We start from the raw sequence: 21970 nt of genomic DNA, 5'->3' as shown, positions 1-21970 counted from the left end.
ATTCAAATACTTTACAAGAAACCTTCAGCAAAGATTGTTTTTAGATTTTTTTTGTTTTTTTGTGACCGGTATTGCCCTGAAAGGGGACGTTAAGTGTTGAAGCCGAATGAAAGGCTTTCCCAATCTTTTGACCTCCGTTCTCCACCACGTTGACTGGGTGATCGCGGTGCAGGTGCACCCCGCAACGGTTTAGGTTCCGCAGGAGCTTGTTTATGATCCGCAAAGTTGTATGTGCAGCAATCTGGTTGTGTTTGTTTCCGACCGCGCTTTGGAAACCATCCAACGGCGCGACCCTTACCCAACCGACCCCCGCCGAAACCCAATTACTCCAGTTGGAATCACTTCAATTCAATGCGCCACAATCGGCCGTAGAAGCCAACCCCTTGCGCAAGCATGTCGAAGATCGCCCAAGGGCGGTCACCGGCAACCGGCGCCGCTACGTGGTAACGGTTCCGGCGCGCCGCGAACGCTTCGCCTACCTTCAGAACTTTGAGTCACTGGCCCCGAACCCAGACAAACCGATGTTTATGGCACCGACCCCCCTGCCCGCGGGGATGACCTTGGTCAAAAGCGAAAACACGAACCTTTCAACCGACGGTCACTACGCCGCCAAGGGTCGTATCCCGGTGCCGCTGAACCCTGCCGACAAAGCCGTGTTCAACAAGGAGGGCGCCGGCACCTTTACGGTCCGTTTCACCGCCTACCAACCGTCAAGCGAGGCGATGCTGCGCATGGGTAACCGCCGCATCAAACTCGAGGAAAAGGCGGGCGATGCAGAACTGCAGATCACCGCGCTGGGCAACCACCATTACCAAATTGAACACCGCGTCGCGGGTATGGACGGTTACGTCATTGAAAGCGGCACCACGATCATCGACGATATTCAGGTACGCCGCGGCATCCCCCGCGTCAACCTTGCCGTTTCGGAGGGCATTTACGTATACCATCCTGTCTTCGCTAAATAAGGAAAGGCGCTTCGGCGGGGTTTCCCTTTTTGGGTGTAATCCGCCTTGGATGAAGCCGTCACTTCGTCTGTTTTTCTCTCAGGATCTTTCGATTTTATGAGGATGGGCGCTTTGGCCTGGCTCCCCTTTTGGCTGGTAGACGCCGCGGATGAAGCCGCCACTTCGTTGGTCTGGTTCCTAACGATGGATGTTGTTGCGCGGTGCCACCTTGGGTGTCGCTTCCCGAGCCTGTTCGAATCGTAGCCTTGCCCAATGTGATCACACCGAGCGGTTCGGCAAGCAGGCCGCCCCTTTTCCGGGCGCGACCCCGAGGGGAAAAAAACTGACGCGGTCGCCACCCCATCCATCCAAGGCGCGATCCCCGCCCGGTAAAACAGGCGGCAAACCGCCCATCCTCATTTCATCCGAACATCCTGAGAAATAACGAACACCAAGCCCTGTCCGCGGCTACACCCAACCCATCCAAGCCATCATCCAAAGGTGGCGCCACCTACCGAGGACGCCCCTTTCCGCCTAAGCCCAGTCGGCTTGGACGCTGTCGATGATCCTCGTTTCCAGCAGGGTTTTGTCGGGGACGATGGTTTTGAGCATTTTGCCGAGCACGCCCTTGGGGCCGAATTCCACAAACAAACGGGAACCTTCTTCCCAAGCATGTAACATGGCCGGGCACCACTGCACCCCGGAACACATTTGCGCTTTCATGCGGGCTTTGATGACCTTGCCTTCTTGTTCGGGTTCACCCGTCACGTTCAGCAGGACCGGGACCTTGGCGGTGTGGAAGGTGATGTCATCGATCACGGCGTTAAAGGGTTCTTCCGCGCCTTTCATCAGCGGGGAATGCCAAGCGCCGGAAACCTTGAGCTGGGAAACGCGGCCTTTTTGTTCGCGGGCTTTCTCCATCAGCACCTGAATGCCCGTTTCCGAACCGCTGGCAACCAGCTGTAGGGGTGCGTTGAAATTGGCCAGGCAAAGGTCGTGCTCCAGGGCCGTTTCTTCGATGAGTGCTTTCACCGTGTCGGCCGGTAACTTGAGAATAGCGGCCATCGCACCGGGGTTGGCCTCGGCCTGTTCCTGCATCAATTTGCCGCGCGCGGTGGTCAGGCGCAATGCATCTTCAAAAGAGAATACCCCGGCGGCGGCCAGCGCGGCGTATTCGCCCAGGCTGTGGCCGGCCATAAAAGCGGGGGGTTGCAGGGTTTCCTTTTCCAGGGCCGCTTGGTAACAGCTCAGCACCATTGCGGTCATCGCGGGCTGGAGGAAGCGGGTTTCGGTCAGGGTTTCCATCGGGCCGTCAAAACAGACGGCGGCCACGTCAAAGCCGGCCACGTCGGCGGCGGCGGTAAAGATATCACGAACAGAAGCAAAGGCGTCGTAGAGATCGCGCCCCATGCCGACAACTTGGGAACCTTGCCCGGGAAACAGGAAAACAGGTTGACTCATTACATACTCCTAAAGGTCCGACGACCCTGGGTCGTCCCGCCGCGGGCCTTCATCCGAGGGACGTTGCCAGGCGGCGTCAAAGCAAACTTGGGCCGAACACAAGCCGGTCGGCCAAACACCAAGCACGCGGCTCACTGTTGCAACAGGGAGCCGCGTGTGGCAGAACGGACGGATCATAGCAAGCCGGCGGGCCGCGGTCAAAAAACCGCGGCCCTTTTTCGGCCGGTAGCAAGGGTTGGGCGCTTTTCGCCCGGGAACCGGGCGCTTACCCTTCCATGTCTTGACCTTTGAGGAAGTGACGCGTCTCGTATTCCTCGGCCAATTTTTGGACCAAGAATGGACGCAACTGCTCGGGTTTGATGATGTCGTCCAAGGAACCAACCTGTTTGGCGCGTTCCACGGTGTGGACCTCTTCGAACTCGTTGGCCATTTCGGTCTGCTTGGCGCGGTAAACCTCGTCGAAGGTTTCCTGATACTCGCGGCGCAGGGCGTCGCGGCGACTCGGCTCCACCACTTCCAGTTGTTTCTGGAGCGAGGTGATGCGTGGATCGGCCAAGGCCCGTTTGCGCACAACGCGGGGGAAAACGACCGCGGCCGCGGGCGCACCGCCGATGACGGAGGCATAGGTTCCTTCCAGCGCAACCGCTTTCAGACCGGGATTGAGGACGTTGGAGAACACGACATAGGCGCCGCCGTGGTAGCGGGACAGCACCACAAAGAGGATCATTCCTTTGAAGTTCACCACCGCGCGGCCAATCTCGGCGCCGTACTCCAATTGAAGCCGTCGCAAGGATTCAGGGGAACCGTCAAAGCCGGACAGGTTGGCCAGAATCACCACCGGTCGCCGACCGCTGGAGGCGTTGATCCCGCGCGCCAGTTTTTTACTGGAGAGCGGGAACAAGGTACCGCCGCTCCAGGTATCGGGACCGTCGTTGGGCACCTCGGTGCGGCGCTTGATGGGGAACGACTGAATCCCGATCATGGTCGCGCAGTAACCGCCAAGGGTCACTTCCCAGATCAGCGCGGTATCGGACTCGGCCATCAACGGCCAGCGCTCCAGGGGGCGACAGCCATGGTCGGCCACGTTGCGCATGACCTGACGCATATCAAAGGGTTTCTTTTTGCCGGGATTGGTCGCGTCACTGAAGATGTCACCGATCTGTTTGAAGTCGGGTGTCAGGTCAAACGCGTAGGCCGCTTGGGTCACATCGCGATCCTTGGCGTCCTCAACCAAGTGGACCCGTGGGTAGGCCTCATTTGGCTGACAGTAGGTAAAGCTGTAGTAACGGAAAAGAATCTGACAGGCCTCAAGCAGGTTTTTGGCGGGATACTGCGCCTGGCCGTTCGGACCCATGATGCGCTGCATGCCGCCGATGCCGATGTTGTCCTCGGCGGACACGCTGCCGGCGTAATCCAAGGCGCCTTTCCCGGTGAGTACCATGGTGCCGCGCGGGGTCATGATGAGGCAACCGGCGGTGTGCATCATCATGGTGGCCTCGGCGTTCCAGTAGGACTGGGCACCGACGTTGATGCCGTCGACGATGATGTTGATTTCGCCGCCTTTCTGGGTGAAGTGAATAATTTCGCGCAAAACGCGGGCGGTCCAGTCCAGGTTCTCGGTGCCGTTTTCCATCGAGATCTTGGCCCCGGAAGAAACGGCGAACCATTCGACCGGCAACTTCTCTTTATCGGCCAGCTCAATGGCGGCGAGAATGGAGCGACATTCGGGTTCCGACAAGGCACAGAGCCCAAAGTTCCCGTCGTTGAGCACAATCACCCGACGCATGCCTTCTTGGTGGCCCGGCGTGTAGTTGGTGATGATGCCGAACACGATGCCGATCCGGTTCTGTCCGGGCGGACGACCTTTAACCGAAACCGCTTGCCAGGCGCCGTTTTCACCGCGTTCCATGTCGAACTCTTCGAACTCACCCTTGTAGAAATACCCGTTGGTGAGCAGTTCGAGCACCTCGTAGGGATAGTTCAACCCGCGACGACGGGCCAGGGCATGGCGTAAATCACGAGAAGACAGCGGCTTAATCGCGGGCGTCGAGGGCGGCGAGTAGCGGAATTCAATGCCGACATCGGCCGGGAAGTTGACCTCGATTTGCAGGTTGGCCACATCGCCGTGAGGCTGGGACAACAGGCAGTAGATGCGGACCTTCTCCAGGTGGACGTGCTCGTAACCGGAGATGATAAAACGCAGGTAAGCCAGCAGGGATTCGCGCGATACGTTCAGCAAGGGGCGAATGTAAATGATGATTTGGTTCCAATAGAAGCTGCCGCTGCTTTTGGGACCGAATTGATTTTGTTTTTGGCGCAGGGCGCGCAGCACACGTAGGAACTCGCGGTGCAAGGCGGGGTACACAAAGTCTTGGCCGGGTTCGGGCGGTTGCTCGCGGATTTCGGTGAAGGCGATCAGCCGCTGATCCTCATCGTTTTCACGTGCCTTACAGTGGAACAGGTAAATGTGTTCCTCGGTGGGCAAGCGTTCGGTGTGGAACCCTTGCAAGCGGTCGATGTAAAAACGCTGACCCATGTTTTCCGTGAGGCCTCTGTAGCTGCGCCGTTCGCGATACCCGCTCTGATCATGCACGAACATGAAGCAGCGGGGGATGGAGAGCGAGTCGGAAATCATAAAGCGAATTTTGGTGAGCAGGCTGACCTTGGGGAAGGTCGCCAGGGCCGCTTTGATTTGTGCCTGATAAGCCTCGTCGTTCAAGGTTTCGGCGGAATGGAAGTACAGATCGATTTCAATTTCGTTGGCGTCGCGCTGTTGTTTCACGGTTTTGCCGGCATGGGCCAAAACCGCATCAAGGTTGGCATAATCATCGCCGTAACCCACGGACACCACGCGATTGCGATCCATGGCATAGGCACACAGCACAAAAACGCGGTCGTTTTCCTCAAAGATCTGAAGCTCGTTGAGCGAGACTTCCAAGTGCATGCGCCGCATCAACAGTTCCAGCACGGCACCCTGTTGGCCGGGCTCGGCGGAACCGAACCGTGAAATGAGCAGTTTGACCAAAGCGTGGGGCGAGAAAATCAGTTGCTGGGTGAGGTCACCCCGTTTCGAACCCTGGGGCATGCCCAAAATTTGGTCGATAACCTCGTGGAGTTTGGCGGGTGAGAGTTGGGAAACCGAGGTAAAGGATGCATTTTCAAAAACAGAATAAAAGAAGTCGACCAGCAGGTTGTGCAACGAGCGAAACGCCAAGCGCGATTTCTGGATCTGTTTGTCGACCAGGTTTTTGAGCAAGTCGTTTTCGGTAAAGGCGCGACTCCCGCTAAAGGCGTCGTGGAGGGTGCGTAGCAACTTGATTTTGCGGTCGTGGTAGTGGTGCGAGGAGAACAGGCGGATGATGACTTCTTCCAGTTCATCAATCGGTGTTTCCAAGGAAACGCCGTAATGGCTGTACACCAGCTTGAGGCAGTCGTTGAAATCTTCCACCGGGTGCTCTTGGCCGGAGCGCAGCAGCGCCAGGTAAATGAAGAAGTTTTGCTCGGGCGAACTGATATCGGTTTCGGAGAGCGACACTTCTTTCTGGAACAAGAACTCAATGTCCCGATAAAGCTGGTAAAGGTCTTCCAAAAACTCGATAAGGGTGTTTTTGCCGGCATCGGTTTGGGCCAGCGCATCCACGGTTTCTTTGAGGCGCGAGACCAAGCTGTCAAAACTATCGCCGTGGATGTCGAACCCTTTCAAGAAACCGCGGCATTCCCGCATGACTTGATCGTGTTGATCGCGTTCCTGTTCGGGTTGGGAATCGTAGGCAAAGGTCACGGCCTCGGCGGTGCTTTCGATGGCTGAGCTTTCTTTGTCGGTTTCGATGGAAACGAGGGGATCGCCGGCGGCGACCTGGTCGCCCGCCTTGACGAAAAGCTGGCGCACGGTCCCGGATTGAGGCGACAGCATCACCATTTCCATCTTCATGGCTTCCAGGCTCAGCAGCGGTTCGCCTTCCTTAATTTCCTGTCCTTCCTGAACAAGCAGTTTCAGGAGCAAGGCCGGCGAGTTACTTTTGACAATCCCGCCGGAGTCTTTTTCCACCAGGTAACTGAGTCCGTTAATCTCCACCTGGTAATCGTCCTGCTTGGGCGTGATCAGGCAATCGTACTTGACCTGATCGTAGTAAAGGCGCGATTTGTAGGGAGTGTCGGCCACCATTTTGACGGTGAAGAAACGCCCCTCGTGGTGGATTTGATAGTACTTGGGTTCAATCAGGCGAATGCCGAGTTTGTAGCTCTGACCGTTGAGCTTCATTTCGACCTCGGCGTTGCCCGCGATCGGCAGGCGTTGCGGGCGGCCCCGCGATACGGTTTGGAAAAATTCCTTGCGCTGCTCGTGCAACATGGCGCTGTACATCTCAATACCGGCGGCAATCAGGGCCGACTGGCGATTCTGGTGGTGCCCAAAAGCGCCTTCCTCCATTTGGCGGTCCAGCCAAGCGGTGTGGTAGCTGTTGTTTTTGACAACGGGGTTGTTGAGCAGCTCCAGCAGGAAGGATTTATTGGTGGTCCCGTTTTGAATGACCACGGTGGTGTCGCGAACGGCCCGCGTCAACCGCGCCAGGGCTTCCTCGCGGGTGCGCCCGTAGGCCATGATTTTGGCCACCATCGAGTCAAATGAACTGGGAATTTCGGAAAAGGTTTCGATGCCGCTGTCAACCCGAATCCCCGGTCCGCCCGGCGGGTTAAACAGTTCGATGTGGCCGGGAGAAGGCGCGAATTGGTTGTAGGGATCTTCCGCGTTGAGGCGCACCTCAATCGCGTGCCCGACGGTTACCGGCGATTCGCCTTCCAGTTCGCCGCCCATGGCAACGTGGATTTGCCCCTTGACCATGTCAAACCCGGTGGTGAGTTCGGTTACCGGGTGCTCAACTTGGAGACGGGTGTTCATTTCCATAAAGTAAAATTCGCCGCTTTCCTGTTCGAAAAGGAACTCGGCCGTGCCGGCGTTGTGGTAACCCGAGGCGCGGGCGATGCCGCGCGCGGCCTCGCGCAAGTGGCCGTCTTGTTCGGGGGTCAGAATCGGGGCGGGCCCTTCCTCAATGACCTTTTGGTTGCGGCGCTGCACCGAGCAATCGCGCACGCCCACGGCCCACACGTTCTCGTGGGTATCGGCCAGCACCTGAATTTCCAGGTGGCGCGCGCCGATGATCATTTTTTCCATAAAAACGGTGCCGTCGCCGAAGGCTTTGGCCGCCTCGGAGGTCGCCGATTCAAAGGCGTCTTTTATTTCGCTTTCCGACATAACCTTGCGAATGCCGCGGCCGCCGCCACCCGCGGTGGCTTTGATCACCAACGGGTAACCAATTTTCTTGCCGTGGGCCTTGGCCGCCTTCACATCGGGGACCGGGCCTTTGCTCCAAGGCGAAACCGGAACACCGGCCGATTCAGCCAAATGTTTGGAGCCGATTTTGTCACCGAGTTTGCGCATGGCGTCGCCGGTGGGGCCGATAAAACAAATGCCCATATCGCGGCAGAGATCGGAAAATTCGGCGTGTTCCGCCACAAAACCCCAGCCGACCCAAACCGCCTTAGCTTTGGTTTCAACCAAAGCTTCGCGCAAACGCTCATACTGCAGGTAGGGGCTCTTTAAAACGGGGCCGCCTTCACCGGCTGAAGCGGCCAAATCCGGCTCGAGTGCGTCACCCAAACAAAACGAGTAATCGGCGCGCTGGACAAAACGCGCATGCTGATCGGGTCTCGTGTACAGTGCGATGCTGCGCAGTTCGGTGCCACGCTCCCGATTGAAATCGTCCAGGGCGTTGAGAAACCGGTTGGCCGATTCCCCACGGTTCACAATTGCAATGCGATCACCAGGCTGAAGCACAGGAATACTCACAAAACCCCCTTCGATGGTACAAAAACAAGAGTTCCAATCAAGAATGAAGCCACCACAGCCCCAGTATTTTCCACGAATGCATCATGATATCGCCGTGCCGGAGGAAAAGCAAAGGCAATCGGAAGCATGCTCGGTGAAGTCTGGAATAACCCCAAAACAACGGCAGAACGGGAGAAAACAAACCCCGCCCAGTCACCAAAAAACCGCTCAGCAAAAAAAACAGCAACCTTAAATTTACTCAAGAAAAAGGCGGAAACCACGCGAGCAGTCTCCGCCCTTCCATTCCTGTTTTTACGGATGCCGCGTGGCTACTCGTAAAATACCATCGGATTCGCGGCCAACTCCTGACCGTTGGCAAAGCCCGATAACGAGAACCCGGCCACCGGCAGATCCGAGGAAATTTCCACGTGGCCGTAGAAGTCCGTCACACCAAAGAGGTTGGCTAGGGTGTTCAACAACTTGGCGCCCGGCGCCAGTTGGATGTTGCCGCTCACAACCTGGCCCTGGTGGTTGTACAAACGGAAGGTCAGGGTCGCGGTGGCCGTGTTGGGATTCACCACCGAAATGCCGGTAAAGGTCGCGGGTAAACCGGCAAAGGCGTCCGGCAAGTTCTGCGCACCGGAATAAACCAGCGGGAAGTAAAACTTGCGGCTGGTGTACGGTGTGGCCTGAAAGCCGGCCAAACTTTGGTTGTTGGTGGTGCCGAATAATTCCATGCCCGCGATGGAGGCTGTCTCGGACAAACCCAAAACCATAAACCAGGATGTACCCGCCGGCACATACTGATCCCCGGTCACGGCCAACAATTTGCCAAAGGCGCCGATGGTACGCACCTCGTTGGCCAGCACCCGACCGTTCCGATCAAATGACAGGAAGTTCACCGGGCTGCTTTCCCCGGTCAGGTTCACAATCGAGTAACCGGTCCAAAAGGAACCCACATCCTCGGCCACGTGGGTAAAAATCAGGTTGCGGCCGCTGGTGGCATCCATGATCAAACCCGCGGATTGAGGGCGGTCTTTCCTGCCGAAAATCTCGGCGCCGGTCATGTTGTATTCGAGAATTTTCTCGGCGGCCGTGTCGTAGTTGACAAAAAAGCCCCACAACCCGCCTTGGGCGGAGACATTGGGGTAGGTCCCACCATAAATTCCCTCGAGAAAATCAAAGGCGACACCCGCGTTAAAGCTGTTGACGTTAATCGTCCACCCCTGATCCAAGTTGTCCAGATACAGCACATTGGACGGTGTATCGGCCACATTGGCGACGGCACCCACGGTCCAAAAATCGGGACTGGTGGCCACGTGAGGAATGAACAATCCGTTGCTGATGTAGGGGGTGGCGGGAATCATCGACCAACTGTCGCCGCTTTCGGTCATGTGCTGGTATGCCCCGATCACCCGCACCGGCGCGGTCACTTTCACCCACTGGTCACCGGGATCGGAACGGCCCCAGGTGGTGGCGTGGGCGTTGAGGTTAAATTCCTGGGTGAAGGTGGCGGCGCCGTCGGGACCGATCCAACTCACGGTCCCGGTGACGGCCTGATCGCTGGTATTGGTGATCGAAAACAGGTTGCCGAAATTTTGGCCAAACCGCTCGTAGGGCGCGGTGAAGGGATAGTACAGGGTGGTGGCCGTGTTTTCACCGGTATTAATGGTGCCGCCGCCACCGATCCCGACCGCGGCAAATGCGTCACTGACGGCCTGCTGTTCGGTGGCGCCGTAAAGATCGGCGGCCGCCCGCTCCGCCGCCGCGCGCGCATCGGTAAATTGGCTGTTGCGTGTCAGGTAGGAGGTCAAGGCACGGTGCATGATTTGAATGGCGCGATCCCGGCCAACCACATTCGACAGCCGGAAAAAAGCGTTGTTGACGATGCCCGAATTGACATGCACGCCGCCGTTGTCCTGGTTGGCTTGCAGGTTGACGAACTCGTTCATGTTGCTCGGCTGCCAACCCGGCGCACCGCGCGCCATGCCTTGGCTGGGGTCGGCGAGGGAACGCAAGGCCGGCGCACCGAAGGTTTCGGCAATGGTAATGGTTTCGCCCAGCAGCCAGTTGGCGTCGTCATTGGTGGCGGCGTACATATCGGAAAAGGCCTCGTTGAGGGCACCCGACTGGAATTGGTAGACCAGATTTGCGGAGGAAGACGTAATCGCATGGCAAATTTCGTGGGTGGCGAAATCCAGTGAAAAGGCCCAGTTGCGGGTGATTTGGCCGCCGTCACCGAAAACCAGCTCGCGGTTGTTCCAATAGGCGTTGTCGTAACCGGTAGCTGGATCTTGGCGAAAGTTGACGAAAATGCGCATGGCCGAACCGTTGCCGTCCCAGCTGTTGCGATTGAAGGTCGTCTGCAACCAGTCGTAGGTGTGGCTCATCATGTAGGCGACGGCGCCGGCGGCGTGGGTGTCGGCGCTGTCGTTAAACAGGGTGTCGTCGTTGGGATCCTTGGAGATACCAACCGGCTGGTTGGTGTGTTGCGTTTCCAACACGTAAATCGTCCCCGCCAAGGTGTTGGGATCGATTTGACCGGGGAACATGGCCTTGGCGGTGTTGATCAGAAGGACCTGTCCCTCCGAGTTGTACCCGCCGACCGTGCGGCTCACCGAGCCGTCGAGGGTGGGATACACGGTGCAGTTTACGGCGGTTTTGTCGCGGGTTTCGGCGACGCTCGGCACCAGCGCGTCGAGATTGGGGCGCGGCGCGGCGTGAAGCACCTTGGGCGTCGGCCGGTAGGCGGCCAGATGATCGCAAATGCGGTTGATGCGGTTGAGCGGTTCACCCGTGATCGCATCGATAAAGTGGTCCTCGTCGAGGGGGGCGATGTCCCGTGCCTGCAGGCGCACACGCCAAGCGTAACGAGGCTGATCGATGTGCCAATCGTAAATCAAAAGTTCGGCCTCGGCCTTGAGGGCAATCGGCGTATCGGCCTGTTTCACCGCCAGGGCAACAGCCGCGTCACGGTCCAGACGGGGTTCGCTTTTGGCAAGCACGGGCAGGCGGTAGACCCCGTTCACCACCTCGATTTGACCCTCGCGGTTGAGATGGACCATCATTTCCGCGGGCCAGACCGGCACACCGCGGTGGGAGAACCGCACTTTCACGTGTTGCCAACCCAGGTGGTCGGCTTGAATATCGGCGATGTGAAACGCGTCCTCGCCGCCCATCTTAAAGACGGGCCGGTGTTTGGCCAGAAAAGCCGTCACAATGTGCTCGGCGGATTGGCTACTCGGTTCGCTGAGCTTGCCGCTCATGAACCGCGGTGTGCCGTGCTGCTCGTGGAAGCGAACGGTCAAACCCACGCCCTGCTTTTGGCTGACCGTCGCCAGTCGCTGCCAATCGGCATCGTAACGCGGCAAGGTTTGCGAAAGCCGCGCTGTTGCGGGGGCCAGGGGCTGGAAGGGCTCGTTAGAAAGGGCCGATTGGGCCGGGGCAAGGATCGAAAAAAAACCAAGCAACAGCGCCGCACCTGCTGTCTTTAAATGATTCGCGTTGGCAATCCCAAAATATTTCATGTCACCACCTTTATTGAAAACGTCCGCACGAGACGAACCAACGGGTTACCGATTGGAGGCCGGAGACCGCGAACACCTAGGCGCAAACCCATGGGGCGCGGGCACGCCGTGGAACGGCGCTTCAAGCTCCGGTAAACCGGAACCAGGGCCCTGGAAAAAGCATCGAGTCACTATATATAGAGGGAATGAAATCATTACAGGGCCCGGCTCGTCAAAAGTCAAGCGAGGAAGCCATTGGATAAGCCGAAGAAACGCGACAAATCACCACGGGTGATTGCGCGCCATCGGTCAAGGGATTGAAAGCACACGCGAGGTACGTGAGCGGCCAAGGCCGAAAGTTGCAGCGAAGTAGGGGAAAACCACGCATTCCCAGGTTGACACCAGATGGAAACCGTGGCGGCAGGGCGATTCATCGCGCCGGGGGCACGCGGCAAAACGAGCACAAAGAGTCACGAAAATTCAAAGCACATAGAAACAGCACACAAAAACACTGCTACACAAATACACACCACAACCAAAAATCAACAATTCCCGAACAGGCTGAACCCTCCGTCAAAAAAGACGTTGACAAACATCATGTAAAAGCAAACACACTGAAAATAATCAGGTTTCCCTTGGACTTTCTCGAAAAAAATAGACGCTAACTCACTTTTTTCAGCTTTTTTATCGCTGTTTTTTTTCGTCAAAATTCCCAACTTAAGGGGAAACCACAACCATCCCAAGGGTTTGCTTGACAGCCCAACTTTAGAACATTTTTGACTCTTCTTTGAAGGCAAAGAAATACCAAAATAACCTCATTTAGACCTTGCTTCAGGGTCAACTACTCCCTATATTGACCAGTACTTACTCAGAAAGAGCATCACATCTAAACAAAAAACCATGCATCAACTTGCGCATTCAGGGAGGTTCAAGTTGAAATTTTTTACGTCTGCTTTCGTCATGATGACACTTCTCATCACCAGTGTAACGCCAACGCTCGCCGGTGACCTCAATGTTAAAGATCCTGAGAAACACGGCATGTCCGCCGCCAAACTCGACGATCTGTCCGCCGCCCTCCAGGGTTTCGTCGACAACAACATGATCGCCGGTGCTTCCGCCGTCATCGCCCGCAAAGGCAAGGTCGTTTATCGCGAAGACTTTGGCTTGGCCGACCGCAAATCGGGCACCGCCATGAATGAAAACACCATCTTCCGCATCGCCTCCATGAGCAAACTCATTGTTACCGTTGCCACCTACCAGTTGATTGAGGACGGGGTCATTGATAAAGATACGCCGCTTTCCAGCATCGTCCCTGAATTTGCCAACCCCAGCGTGATCGAAGCCGTGCCGGGTGAGCCCGAATCCGTGTTCACCACTCGCCTTGCCGCAACCGAGATTCGTATCGATAATCTGCTGGATCACAACTCGGGTCTCGAATACCGCTTCCGCAACCACCCCGTACTGGGCGTCCTTTACGCCGAAAACAGCATCTGGGACGGCTTTAACACGGTTCCCGACGACGGTCCCGCCACCGTTGGCGACATGGTCGCCAACCGCTTGGCCAACCTTCCCCTCTTGTTCGAGCCCGGTCAAGAATTCAGATACTCCCTGGCCCACGATGTCTTGGGTTATGTGATTGAACAGACCACCGGCCAGAAGTTGTCCGACTACTTGCAACAAAACATCTTTGATCCCCTCGAAATGGAAGACACCTTTTTCTTCACCCAAGATCCCGACCGCATCGACCGCATGGCCACGGTTTACACGCCTGACGGCAACGGCGGCCTGGTCGAATTGAGCCAACAACCGGTTGAGTTGTTCCCCAACTTCTTCGCCGACAGTGGTTACACCACCCAAGGCCCCCAGGGTGTGTTCTCCGGCGGTGCCGGCCTTTCCGCTACCTTAAATGACTACTACCGCTTCGTCCAGATGCTGGCCAACGGCGGCAAAATCAAGAAAAAAGACGGCAATGGTAAGGTCAAAATCTTGAAGAAGAAAACCGTGAAAGAGATCTTAACCGTTGAAGAAAGCGATAATTTCATGGACCCCTTCACCAATCTGTTTGGCTGGGCCGGCTACAAATTTAACAACGGCGCCGGTGTGCATGTTGATCCGGCGATTTCCGGGAAACCCCATGTCTCCGTCGGCCAAGTCACCTGGAACGGCGCCTTTAACACCTTCTTCTTCATGGACCCGGAAAAAGAGTTGGTCGGTGTAGTTATGACCCAGTTGGTTCCTTTTGACTTCACCCAAGTCCAATTAACCTTCGAAACCATGACCTATGACGCCCTCAATGCCGACAGCGATGACGACGATGACGATGACGACGATGACGATGACGACGATGACGACGATGACGATGACGACGATGACGACGACTAAGATTACTCATCTCCTCAAGTCAGGTAGGCCAACAACCGTTCTGATTGGTTTCCTATCCCTTTTACATATATGATCCACAGTTCGATAAAGTCACGGCACCATCCCAATTCGGGGGCCGTGACTTTCTCACGTTACGCCAAACATTTTGAACCGAAAAACCCGGGCAAACTCGCCCGCCCCGGAAAACAACGGCATCCAACAAGCGTGAGCCCGATCACAAAAAAGCAGACTCTGAAGGGTCACAAAAACGACAAGAGAGAGGCACATCACGGAACGGTGCCCCGAGGAAAGCAACCGCTTACCCTGCGCCCCAAAGGAAACCACCGACCAAACCCCACTTCGATTTTTTAAGGAACAGGCATTTTTCACGCATCGAATAATTTAGGTTATTCTATACTCTTGAGCGAAAACCCTTGGCTAGTCTATTATCAGAACAAGTTATCCGCACTCTTCGCGATTTTTTTTCGGATTTTTTTGAGCAGCCATGCTTGGACTAAAATTCAATGGCGGCCCCGGAAGTTTCACGTTTTCAACAACTTTCACCAGGCCTGCCACTTGAGCGTTTGTTAGTCGTCATTTGAACTACTCGAAAACCCCGATATTTCCCTAGGTCGCACCTTGATCATTCGTCATTTTGCCCCTATATTGACTTTCAATCTATGCCAAGAGTGAACACTTTCCATCAGTTCGTCACCAATCAACTTGGTCATTCAGGGAGGTTCAAGTTGAGTACGTTTAAGTCTGCTATTGTCACCGTGACACTTATCTTTGGTTCTTTTTGTGCCGCACAGTCCACCGAGCTCCGGCTGCGACGCCCGGAAAAGGTCGGTATGTCTACCGAGAAGCTGGCTGATTTATCACGCGCCATGCAGGAATACGTCGACAATCAAACCGTAGCCGGTGTTTCCGTTTTGGTCGCTCGCAAAGGCCATGTCGTTTATCGCGAGAACTTTGGTGTCTCCGATCTCGAGTCGGGACGCCCCATGCAGGACGACACCATTTTCCGCATTGCCTCCATGACCAAGTTCGTGGTCAGCGTGGCCGCCTTCACCCTCATCGAGGACGGCGTCTTGTGCCGCCACACCCCGCTCAGTGATTTCGTACCCGAGTTTGCCAGCCCCAGCGTGATCCAGCAAACAGAGGGCAGTGTCGCCACCGACTTTACGGTGGCGGCCTCAAGTCGCGAAATCCTTATTGAAAACCTTTTAGATCATACTTCCGGCCTTGAGTACCGCTTTCACAACCACCCGGTCCTCGGCCAACTTTACGCCGACAACGGCATTTGGGACGGCTTTAACACGGTTCCTCAAGGTGGGGCCACCACCCTGGGCGAAATGGTCGCGGAACGCTTGGCCGAATTGCCGCTTTTGTTCGAACCCGGCGAGCAGTTCACCTATTCCCTCTCCCACGATGTCCTCGGTCACGTGATTGAGGTCGCCACCGGCATGAGCCTGGCCGACTATTTGAACCAACGCCTTTTCATTCCGCTCGAAATGGATTCAACCTTCTTTTTCACCAACAACCCCGACCAAATCAACCGCATGGCCACGGTTTACACGCCGGACGGCAACGGCATTCGCGCGTTGGGCAACGATCCGGTCGAACTCTTTCCCAACTTCTACGCCGACAACGGTTTTCCCTTCATGGGTCCTCAAGAGATCTATTCCGGCGGTGCCGGTCTTTCCGCCACGCTGAATGACTTCTACCGTTTGGTGCAAATGGTTGAGAACGGCGGTCAAATCCGACCCAAGTGCGGCTGGGGCCGCGTCCGCGTCCTGAACCGTCGCTCCGTCCACAACTTGCTCAGCGTGCGTGACCACGATCCACGTATGGATCCCTTCACCGAGCAGTTCGGTTGGAAAGGCTACCGCTTCAACAACGGCGCCGGTGTTCACGTGGATCCCAGCGAATCCGGCAAAGCGGCTTCCATCGGCCAAATTAGCTGGAACGGCGCCTTCAATACCATGTTCTTCATGGACCCCGAGCAAGAACTCATCGGCATCATGATGGCCCAGCTTGTTCCCTTCCTGGGCAACGACATGCAGGCCCAATTCGAGCGACTTACCTACGAAGCGCTCATTGATCCCAACGAACGCTAAGCCCAAAACCGACCAACCAACAAAGGCCGCCAAGCAATTGGCGGCTTTTTCTGTTTAGGAAGCGAGGATGAGGGTGGTTTGGCGCCTCGCCTTTTTTCCATTTAGGAAGCGAGGATGAGGGTGGGTTGGCGCCTCGCCTTTTTTCCATTTAGGAAGCGAGGATGATTGGGGCTACCTGGATCGGGGCGCATTCAATGGGACGGATTGATTTGGGTTATTGCTGAGGGGCAGAGACGGCACAAACGCAACCCAGCCCAACGGAGCCGATTTAAGGCTCAAGGCAAACGCCGCTTGGTACCGCGAACCAAAGCTCGCTGCCGACCCCCGAACACCCCACCGCGGCGGGCCCCATCCGATTTATCAACGTTGCCCGCATTTCTCACGAGGATTCGTCGCGAGAAGCTGAAAGCCTTGTGAGTACGAAAATTACGACCGAGAGCAAACGGAGCGGGGCCGACCCTTCGGCGCAGCAGCGCTATGTCGAGTATTGCTCGATTGAGTAAAGCGGAGGGCCGCCCCCTCGTAATCGCATGGCTTGCCCCGCGGCAAAATTCCTTGTGAGAAATGCGGGTTGGGCCACACCGCGACCCATCCATCCGGATGCGGGATCGGCCCCACCAAGCAGGCAAACATTCATCGCCATCCTGAACCCATCCTGCCATCCTAAGAAATAAACAAATACCAAAACACCGCGGGATCGAAGCCGCTCCGCCGGCATCAATCGCCGGCTTAAGAAATGACCGAACACCCCATCCCACACCATCGAAACCCATCCACCAAGGATCCACAAATAAAAAGGGTCCCAACGAGGGGACCCTTTTCAACAGACTGAAAGAACCTGGGGATTTAGAAACGCAGGTTCAAACCGCCCATGTAGCTGCGACCACGACCGGGGAGGCCGTTGGGCAGGAAGGCGATGATGTTGTCAACGGTGTAGTAGTCTTCATCAAAAGCGTTGAGTACGCGGAAGTTGATGGAGAAGTTGTCGTTGAGACTGTAGTTGGCGGCGAAGTTGGTTTTGAAGAAGCTGTCGATGGTCACGAAATCACCGGTGGCTTCGTCAATCGCGGAGCTTTGAACTTCGTCGTGGTAGTAACCGTTCACGTTGAGGTTCAATCGGCCGTGGTTGTAGTTGAGAATCACGGCCGCCAAGGTTTCAGCAACCTGGCGGGGGTTTTCCTCGGTGTCGCCAAAGAAGGTGGCGGTGGCACGGAGAATGAAAGAATCACTCAACTGGAACTGACCTTCAAACTCGAAACCGGACAAATCTTGCTCGGCAACGTTTTGAGGTTGGAACGCAACGGTACCGCCACCTTGACTGAATTCAACCAACTGAACACCGTCGTCGATGGTGGAGTCGAAGTAGGTCAAGCTGAACTGACCACCGGAGAACTGCTGGATGTACGCAAGTTCGATGGTTTGAACGGTTTCAGGATCGAGATCGCGGTTGCCCACGAAGGTCAAATCCGTATTGGTACGCTCGCGTTGAGAAGGCGCGCGGAAGGCACGACCGTACATCAACTTGAACTTGGATTTGCCGGGAGAGTAGATCAAAGCACCACGAGGGTTGAAGGTAGAACCGAAGTCATCGTAGTCATCGTAACGACCACCGATGATCGCTTTGAACTTACCGAACTCGATTTTGTCCTGCAGGTAGATGCCCAGTACTTCACGGGTACCGGTCTCACCCAAACCAAAGGTTTCGCGAACGTCGCTGTAGAACTCGATGGGGAAAGGACCGCCGTTGAAAAGGGCACCGGCATCCCAGTTGTTCTGCAAACTGACGTTTTCCAATTTGGCGCGACGGAAGCTGGCACCGAAGTACAACTGATGCTTTTCGCTGAAGCTGTACACGGCGTCCATGCTGCCCATGGTCTGGTTGGACAACAACACGGTACCACCGAACGCCGCGTCGGGCTGATCACTCAAACCAATCGCCTGCAACACACCGCGTGGGAAAACGATGCCGTAGAAGTCGGATTGGTTACGCAAGTAACCGGCGAAACCCTTTAAGTTCAACTTGTCGTTGTTAATAAAGGTGTAGGAGATGTTGAACGAAGAACTTTCTTCGTTGGAGTATTGCTCACCGTTGGAAACGTTACCGAACTGGCGGAAATCTTCCTGGTGACGCTGGGTGTGGCGCAAGTTGATGCGGAACTTCTCACCGCTCAAGCTCACATAACCGTCAAAACCTTCGATGGGATCGTTGGTAGGGCGGTCCAGACCGTTCCAAAGCGGCATCTGGTCGTAGTAGTCGCCCTCGTCGGCAAAACCACTGGCGGAAACCGCAAGGGTCATGCCCTCTACTTCCTGAGACACATTGGCGTAAATCTCGCGACGGTTCCAAGAACCGAAGGAGCCACCGGCCTCGTTGCGGCTGTTGTCGGTAACAATGTTGACAACACCCAAGAACGCGTTTGAACCGTACAGTGCAGAACCCGGACCACGGATGATCTCAACCTGCTTGATGTTCGAAAGGGTCATGTTGTTGTTGTAGGGACCCGCAACACCACGCCAATAGTCGTTGAGGCGTTGGCCGTCAATCAGAAACATGATCTCAGGTGCACCGGGATCGGTACGGCGACCGCGAGAACTCACGGCATCGTACCAAGTACCGATTTCCTGCTGGCGTGCGGTTTGGAAACCAGGCACGTAGTTCAACAGTTCCTGAAGGGTCGTTATCCCCATGTTCTGGATTTCCTGGCGGGAAAACACGGTAACGGATGATGGTGCATCGGCAACGGTTTCTTTCGATTTCGATGCAACGGTGACTTCCACGTTGAGCAGATCTTCGAGATCCATGCTCGCGAAGTCAATTTCGTCTTGCGCTACGGCAACAGATGAGACCGCAAAAAGAGCGAGAAAAATAAACCAGGGAGACATCCCGAAACGGGATCGAAAAGAGCACATCAAAGCCCTCCAAATTCACAGCTTAGATTGAACTTCGTCACAAGTACGCCACGCGTGTTTCGTTGCTTGAAGCTCGAGAACTTCCATCGGACAAGAATTGGAAGCCTCATGAAAACGGGGCGACTCCAAAACGGCAATAATCAACCAGCGGAACACCTTGTGTAGAAGCCCCGCAAGTCTTTTTTTCCCATCACGTTGTCATTTTGGAGAAACTCCAGAAATCATTCCACAAAGGCACGGCTCTGTCAACCGATAACTACCCGAAAATCTTCACCCCGGTTCAAGGCAAACGCTTGATATTAGGGGAACTTAGCTTTCCACGACCGCGTCTGAAGAGCACGTCCGCACAAAACATGTTTTGCCATATTCTACATAAGTACATAATCCCAAAAGTTACTGACAGAAAACGCACCGCATCTTTATCTTCTTTTGCAAATCAACGGACAAAACACCCTTTTTCCCGCACCAATTTTTATCTAAAAAATAATGGGTTGACCGAAACCGAGTAAACCTCCTTTTTTCTTCTCACCAAGAAGCCACGCCTCATTCAAACCAAGGCGGAACACGGCTTCATCTTTTTTCCCGAGGTTGGATCCGTGCTTCACCAAGAACCCATCCCAAAAAAACGGCCCCCTTCTATGTCCAGGATCAAGCATCAGAACGGTCACGAACAGCCGCCCGTGACAGACACGGCGAGCGCCCCCACCCCAAAACGGCGGTCGAAACCATCCGCCGAAGAGGGGGCAAACGCCCGATTTATTCGAGAATGGTGTGATCGCCTTCTTCGTCGGAAACCAGCTTACGGGTGCGGATGGTGCCGGGCACCTCGCTGAGCTGATCGCGAATCACGCTCACTTTTTCGCGGCCGTGGGCGGCGTCGATGTCCAATACAACGAAACCAATATCCTCGGTGGTACGCAGGTACTGACCCAACACGTTGATGGCATGGTCACCGACCACGTCGTTGATTTTTTGCAGCACACCGGGTCGGTTGTGGTGAATGTGGAGCAAACGGATGGTGTTGGGCGAGTGGGTCAGGTTCACGCCGGGGAAGTTGACGGCGCCGATGGTGGAACCGTGCGTACAATAATTAATGAGCTTTCCGGCAACCTCGCGGCCGATGTTGCGCTGGGCTTCCTGGGTCGAACCACCGATGTGCGGGGTGAGAATCACCGATTCCAAACCAACCAGCGGGCTCTCAAAGGCCTCGGTGTTGGAAGCCGGCTCCTTGGGGAACACGTCGACGGCGGCGCCGAGCAGTTTCTCCGAACGAATCGCCTCGGCCAAAGCGTCCACCACGACCACGTTGCCGCGGCTGGCATTGATCAGATAAGACCCCTCACGCATCAGCGCGATTTCCTCGGCGCCCATCATCTCCTTGGTTTCCGGCGTGGCGGGCACGTGTAGCGAAACCACATCGGCGGTTTTCAGCAGTTCTTGCATACTCGTCACCTGGGTGGCGTTACCCAGCGGCAACTTGGTCAGCACGTCGTAGTAAATCACCTTCATGCCCATGGCCTCGGCAAGCACCGAAACCTGGGAACCGATGTGGCCGTAGCCGATGATGCCGATGGTTTTACCGCGCACCTCGTAACAACCGGCGGCCGATTTGTTCCACTGCTTGCGGTGCGCCGCCATGCTGTTGGGAAACACTTTGCGCATCATCATGATGGTGTGGCCGATGACGAGCTCGGCAACGGAACGGGTGTTGGAGTGGGGCGCGTTAAACACGGGTACGCCGCGGGTGGCGGCAACCGGTAGGTTGACCTGGTTGGTACCGATGCAAAAACAGCCGACGGCCATCAGGCGCGAGGCGGCCTCGTGTTCCAAAATCTCTTGCTTGAGCTGGGTGCGCGAACGAATGCCGATCATGTGCGCGCCGCTGAGTTTTGCCAGCAGGGTCTCGCGATCCACGGCCTTGGGCAACAGTTCCACATTGGTGTAACCGGCCTGACCAAAAACCTCAACAGCCGCTTGACTGATCCCTTCGAACAACACAATCTTGATCTCTTCTTTGTTAAAAACGGTTCCCTGGGTCATAACCAAGCCTCCAAAATGTTTGCCAGCTCTTTGCTATTCCGTGCCTCGGGCGCACCCGTCGCCACGACGGCCTCCCGGCGTGCATGCTCGGTATAAGCAACAAAATGATTCACAATACCCGAGGCGAACAAGGCGTGGTCGGTCATCCCATCACCCACGGCGATTTTGGTCGCGTCGCGCCCTTCAAACAACGGCTTACAACCCACAATTTTGTTTTCACTGAAAGGATCCTGGTCGTCGATGCCGACAAAGGAACCGTCGTCGGCCCACTTGAGCCGCACGGCGTGGACGCGCTCGGCAGGAATCCCCAGCCGGCCGGCCACGGGCACAATGGCCTCCCATAACCCACCGGAGACAATACGCACCTCAATGCCGCGTTGCAACAAAGCGCGCACAAGATCAGCGATGCCCTCGGTTAACCATTGATCGCCCTCGGCGCCGAAGTCCTGCAACAGCCGAAGGGTGGGCTGGGCCACTTCCAAACGTCGCGCCAAGGATTGTTTAAAGTCCAGCTTGCCTTCCATGCCTTCCTTCGTAATCGCCTCTATTTGGGCCATTTTGTCGGGGGCGTCGGCCAAAACCGGCTTCAGGATTTCTTCCAAACTCTCACACGTCAACAAGGTCGAATCAAAATCGAAAATGACAATGGTCATGGGTCTATCCGTCTATGTTTTTAAAATGGGATGCGGCAATTATAGGTGAGCGCCGCCGCCCAAGGCAAGCTGAAGCCGTGATTCAGCAAAAATCTTACACATGCGCGATCCTCGACGCCTCCCCGAAATCAACAACTTCGGGCGAAGTCAA

The 21970-nt window shown here is 55.9% G+C and carries 11 protein-coding genes; 3 read left to right on the top strand and 8 right to left on the bottom strand.

The features are described from left to right. The first annotated feature begins 212 nt into the window (after positions 1 to 212). A complete protein-coding gene (locus tag J3U88_RS28280; protein WP_207862375.1) occupies positions 213 to 965 on the top strand; it encodes a hypothetical protein in 753 nt (250 codons plus the stop codon). Positions 966 to 1478: 513 nt separating this feature from the next. On the opposite strand, the gene fabD is transcribed toward J3U88_RS28280, so the two are convergent. The 4 genes from fabD to J3U88_RS28260 all read right to left on the bottom strand — a co-directional run bounded on the left by fabD (position 1479) and on the right by J3U88_RS28260 (position 11756). Then, positions 1479 to 2405 (bottom strand): ACP S-malonyltransferase, encoded by a 927-nt coding sequence (gene fabD / locus J3U88_RS28275; protein ID WP_207862374.1) that lies wholly within the window; start codon positions 2403 to 2405, stop codon positions 1479 to 1481. 265 nt (positions 2406 to 2670) lie between these two features. Further along, positions 2671 to 8250 (bottom strand): ATP-binding protein, encoded by a 5580-nt coding sequence (locus J3U88_RS35105; protein WP_207862373.1) that lies wholly within the window; start codon positions 8248 to 8250, stop codon positions 2671 to 2673. Further along, complete coding sequence (locus tag J3U88_RS28265) at positions 8247 to 8510, bottom strand: hypothetical protein (RefSeq protein ID WP_207862372.1); 264 nt, start codon at positions 8508 to 8510, stop codon at positions 8247 to 8249. Before J3U88_RS28265 ends, J3U88_RS35105 begins: the two co-directional genes overlap by 4 nt. Before the next feature lie 48 nt (positions 8511 to 8558). Further along, complete coding sequence (locus J3U88_RS28260) at positions 8559 to 11756, bottom strand: M4 family metallopeptidase (protein ID WP_207862371.1); 3198 nt, start codon at positions 11754 to 11756, stop codon at positions 8559 to 8561. Positions 11757 to 12668: 912 nt separating this feature from the next. Here J3U88_RS28260 and J3U88_RS28255 point away from each other — a divergent pair. Continuing rightward, on the top strand, positions 12669 to 14117 hold the full coding sequence (locus J3U88_RS28255) for a serine hydrolase domain-containing protein (protein WP_207862370.1): 1449 nt from the start codon (positions 12669 to 12671) through the stop codon (positions 14115 to 14117). A gap of 725 nt (positions 14118 to 14842) precedes the next feature. Then, positions 14843 to 16216 (top strand): serine hydrolase domain-containing protein, encoded by a 1374-nt coding sequence (locus J3U88_RS28250; RefSeq protein ID WP_207862369.1) that lies wholly within the window; start codon positions 14843 to 14845, stop codon positions 16214 to 16216. Between the two features lie 846 nt (positions 16217 to 17062). Here J3U88_RS28250 and J3U88_RS28245 read toward each other — a convergent pair. From J3U88_RS28245 to J3U88_RS28230, 4 genes are all read right to left on the bottom strand, one after another. After that, entirely contained in the window at positions 17063 to 19018 is a 1956-nt protein-coding gene (locus J3U88_RS28245) for a TonB-dependent receptor plug domain-containing protein (RefSeq protein WP_207862368.1), read from the bottom strand. A 584-nt stretch (positions 19019 to 19602) separates the two neighbouring features. Beyond that, positions 19603 to 19794 carry a hypothetical protein gene (locus tag J3U88_RS28240; protein ID WP_207862367.1) on the bottom strand — a complete coding sequence of 64 codons (192 nt, stop codon included), beginning with the start codon at positions 19792 to 19794 and terminating at the stop codon, positions 19603 to 19605. Between the two features lie 88 nt (positions 19795 to 19882). Continuing rightward, complete coding sequence (gene serA, locus J3U88_RS28235) at positions 19883 to 21166, bottom strand: phosphoglycerate dehydrogenase (RefSeq protein ID WP_207862366.1); 1284 nt, start codon at positions 21164 to 21166, stop codon at positions 19883 to 19885. Beyond that, the gene (locus tag J3U88_RS28230) at positions 21163 to 21819 is read right to left on the bottom strand and encodes an HAD-IB family phosphatase (protein ID WP_207862365.1); all 657 of its coding nucleotides are present in this window, start codon (positions 21817 to 21819) and stop codon (positions 21163 to 21165) included. The genes serA and J3U88_RS28230 overlap by 4 nt, the downstream gene beginning before the upstream one ends. Between the last annotated feature and the right edge of the window lie 151 nt (positions 21820 to 21970).

Source organism: Acanthopleuribacter pedis, assembly GCF_017377855.1.
GTDB lineage: Bacteria > Acidobacteriota > Holophagae > Acanthopleuribacterales > Acanthopleuribacteraceae > Acanthopleuribacter > Acanthopleuribacter pedis.
Note: the sequence above shows the minus strand (reverse complement) of the source record. Positions and strands in the feature narration are given on the sequence as shown.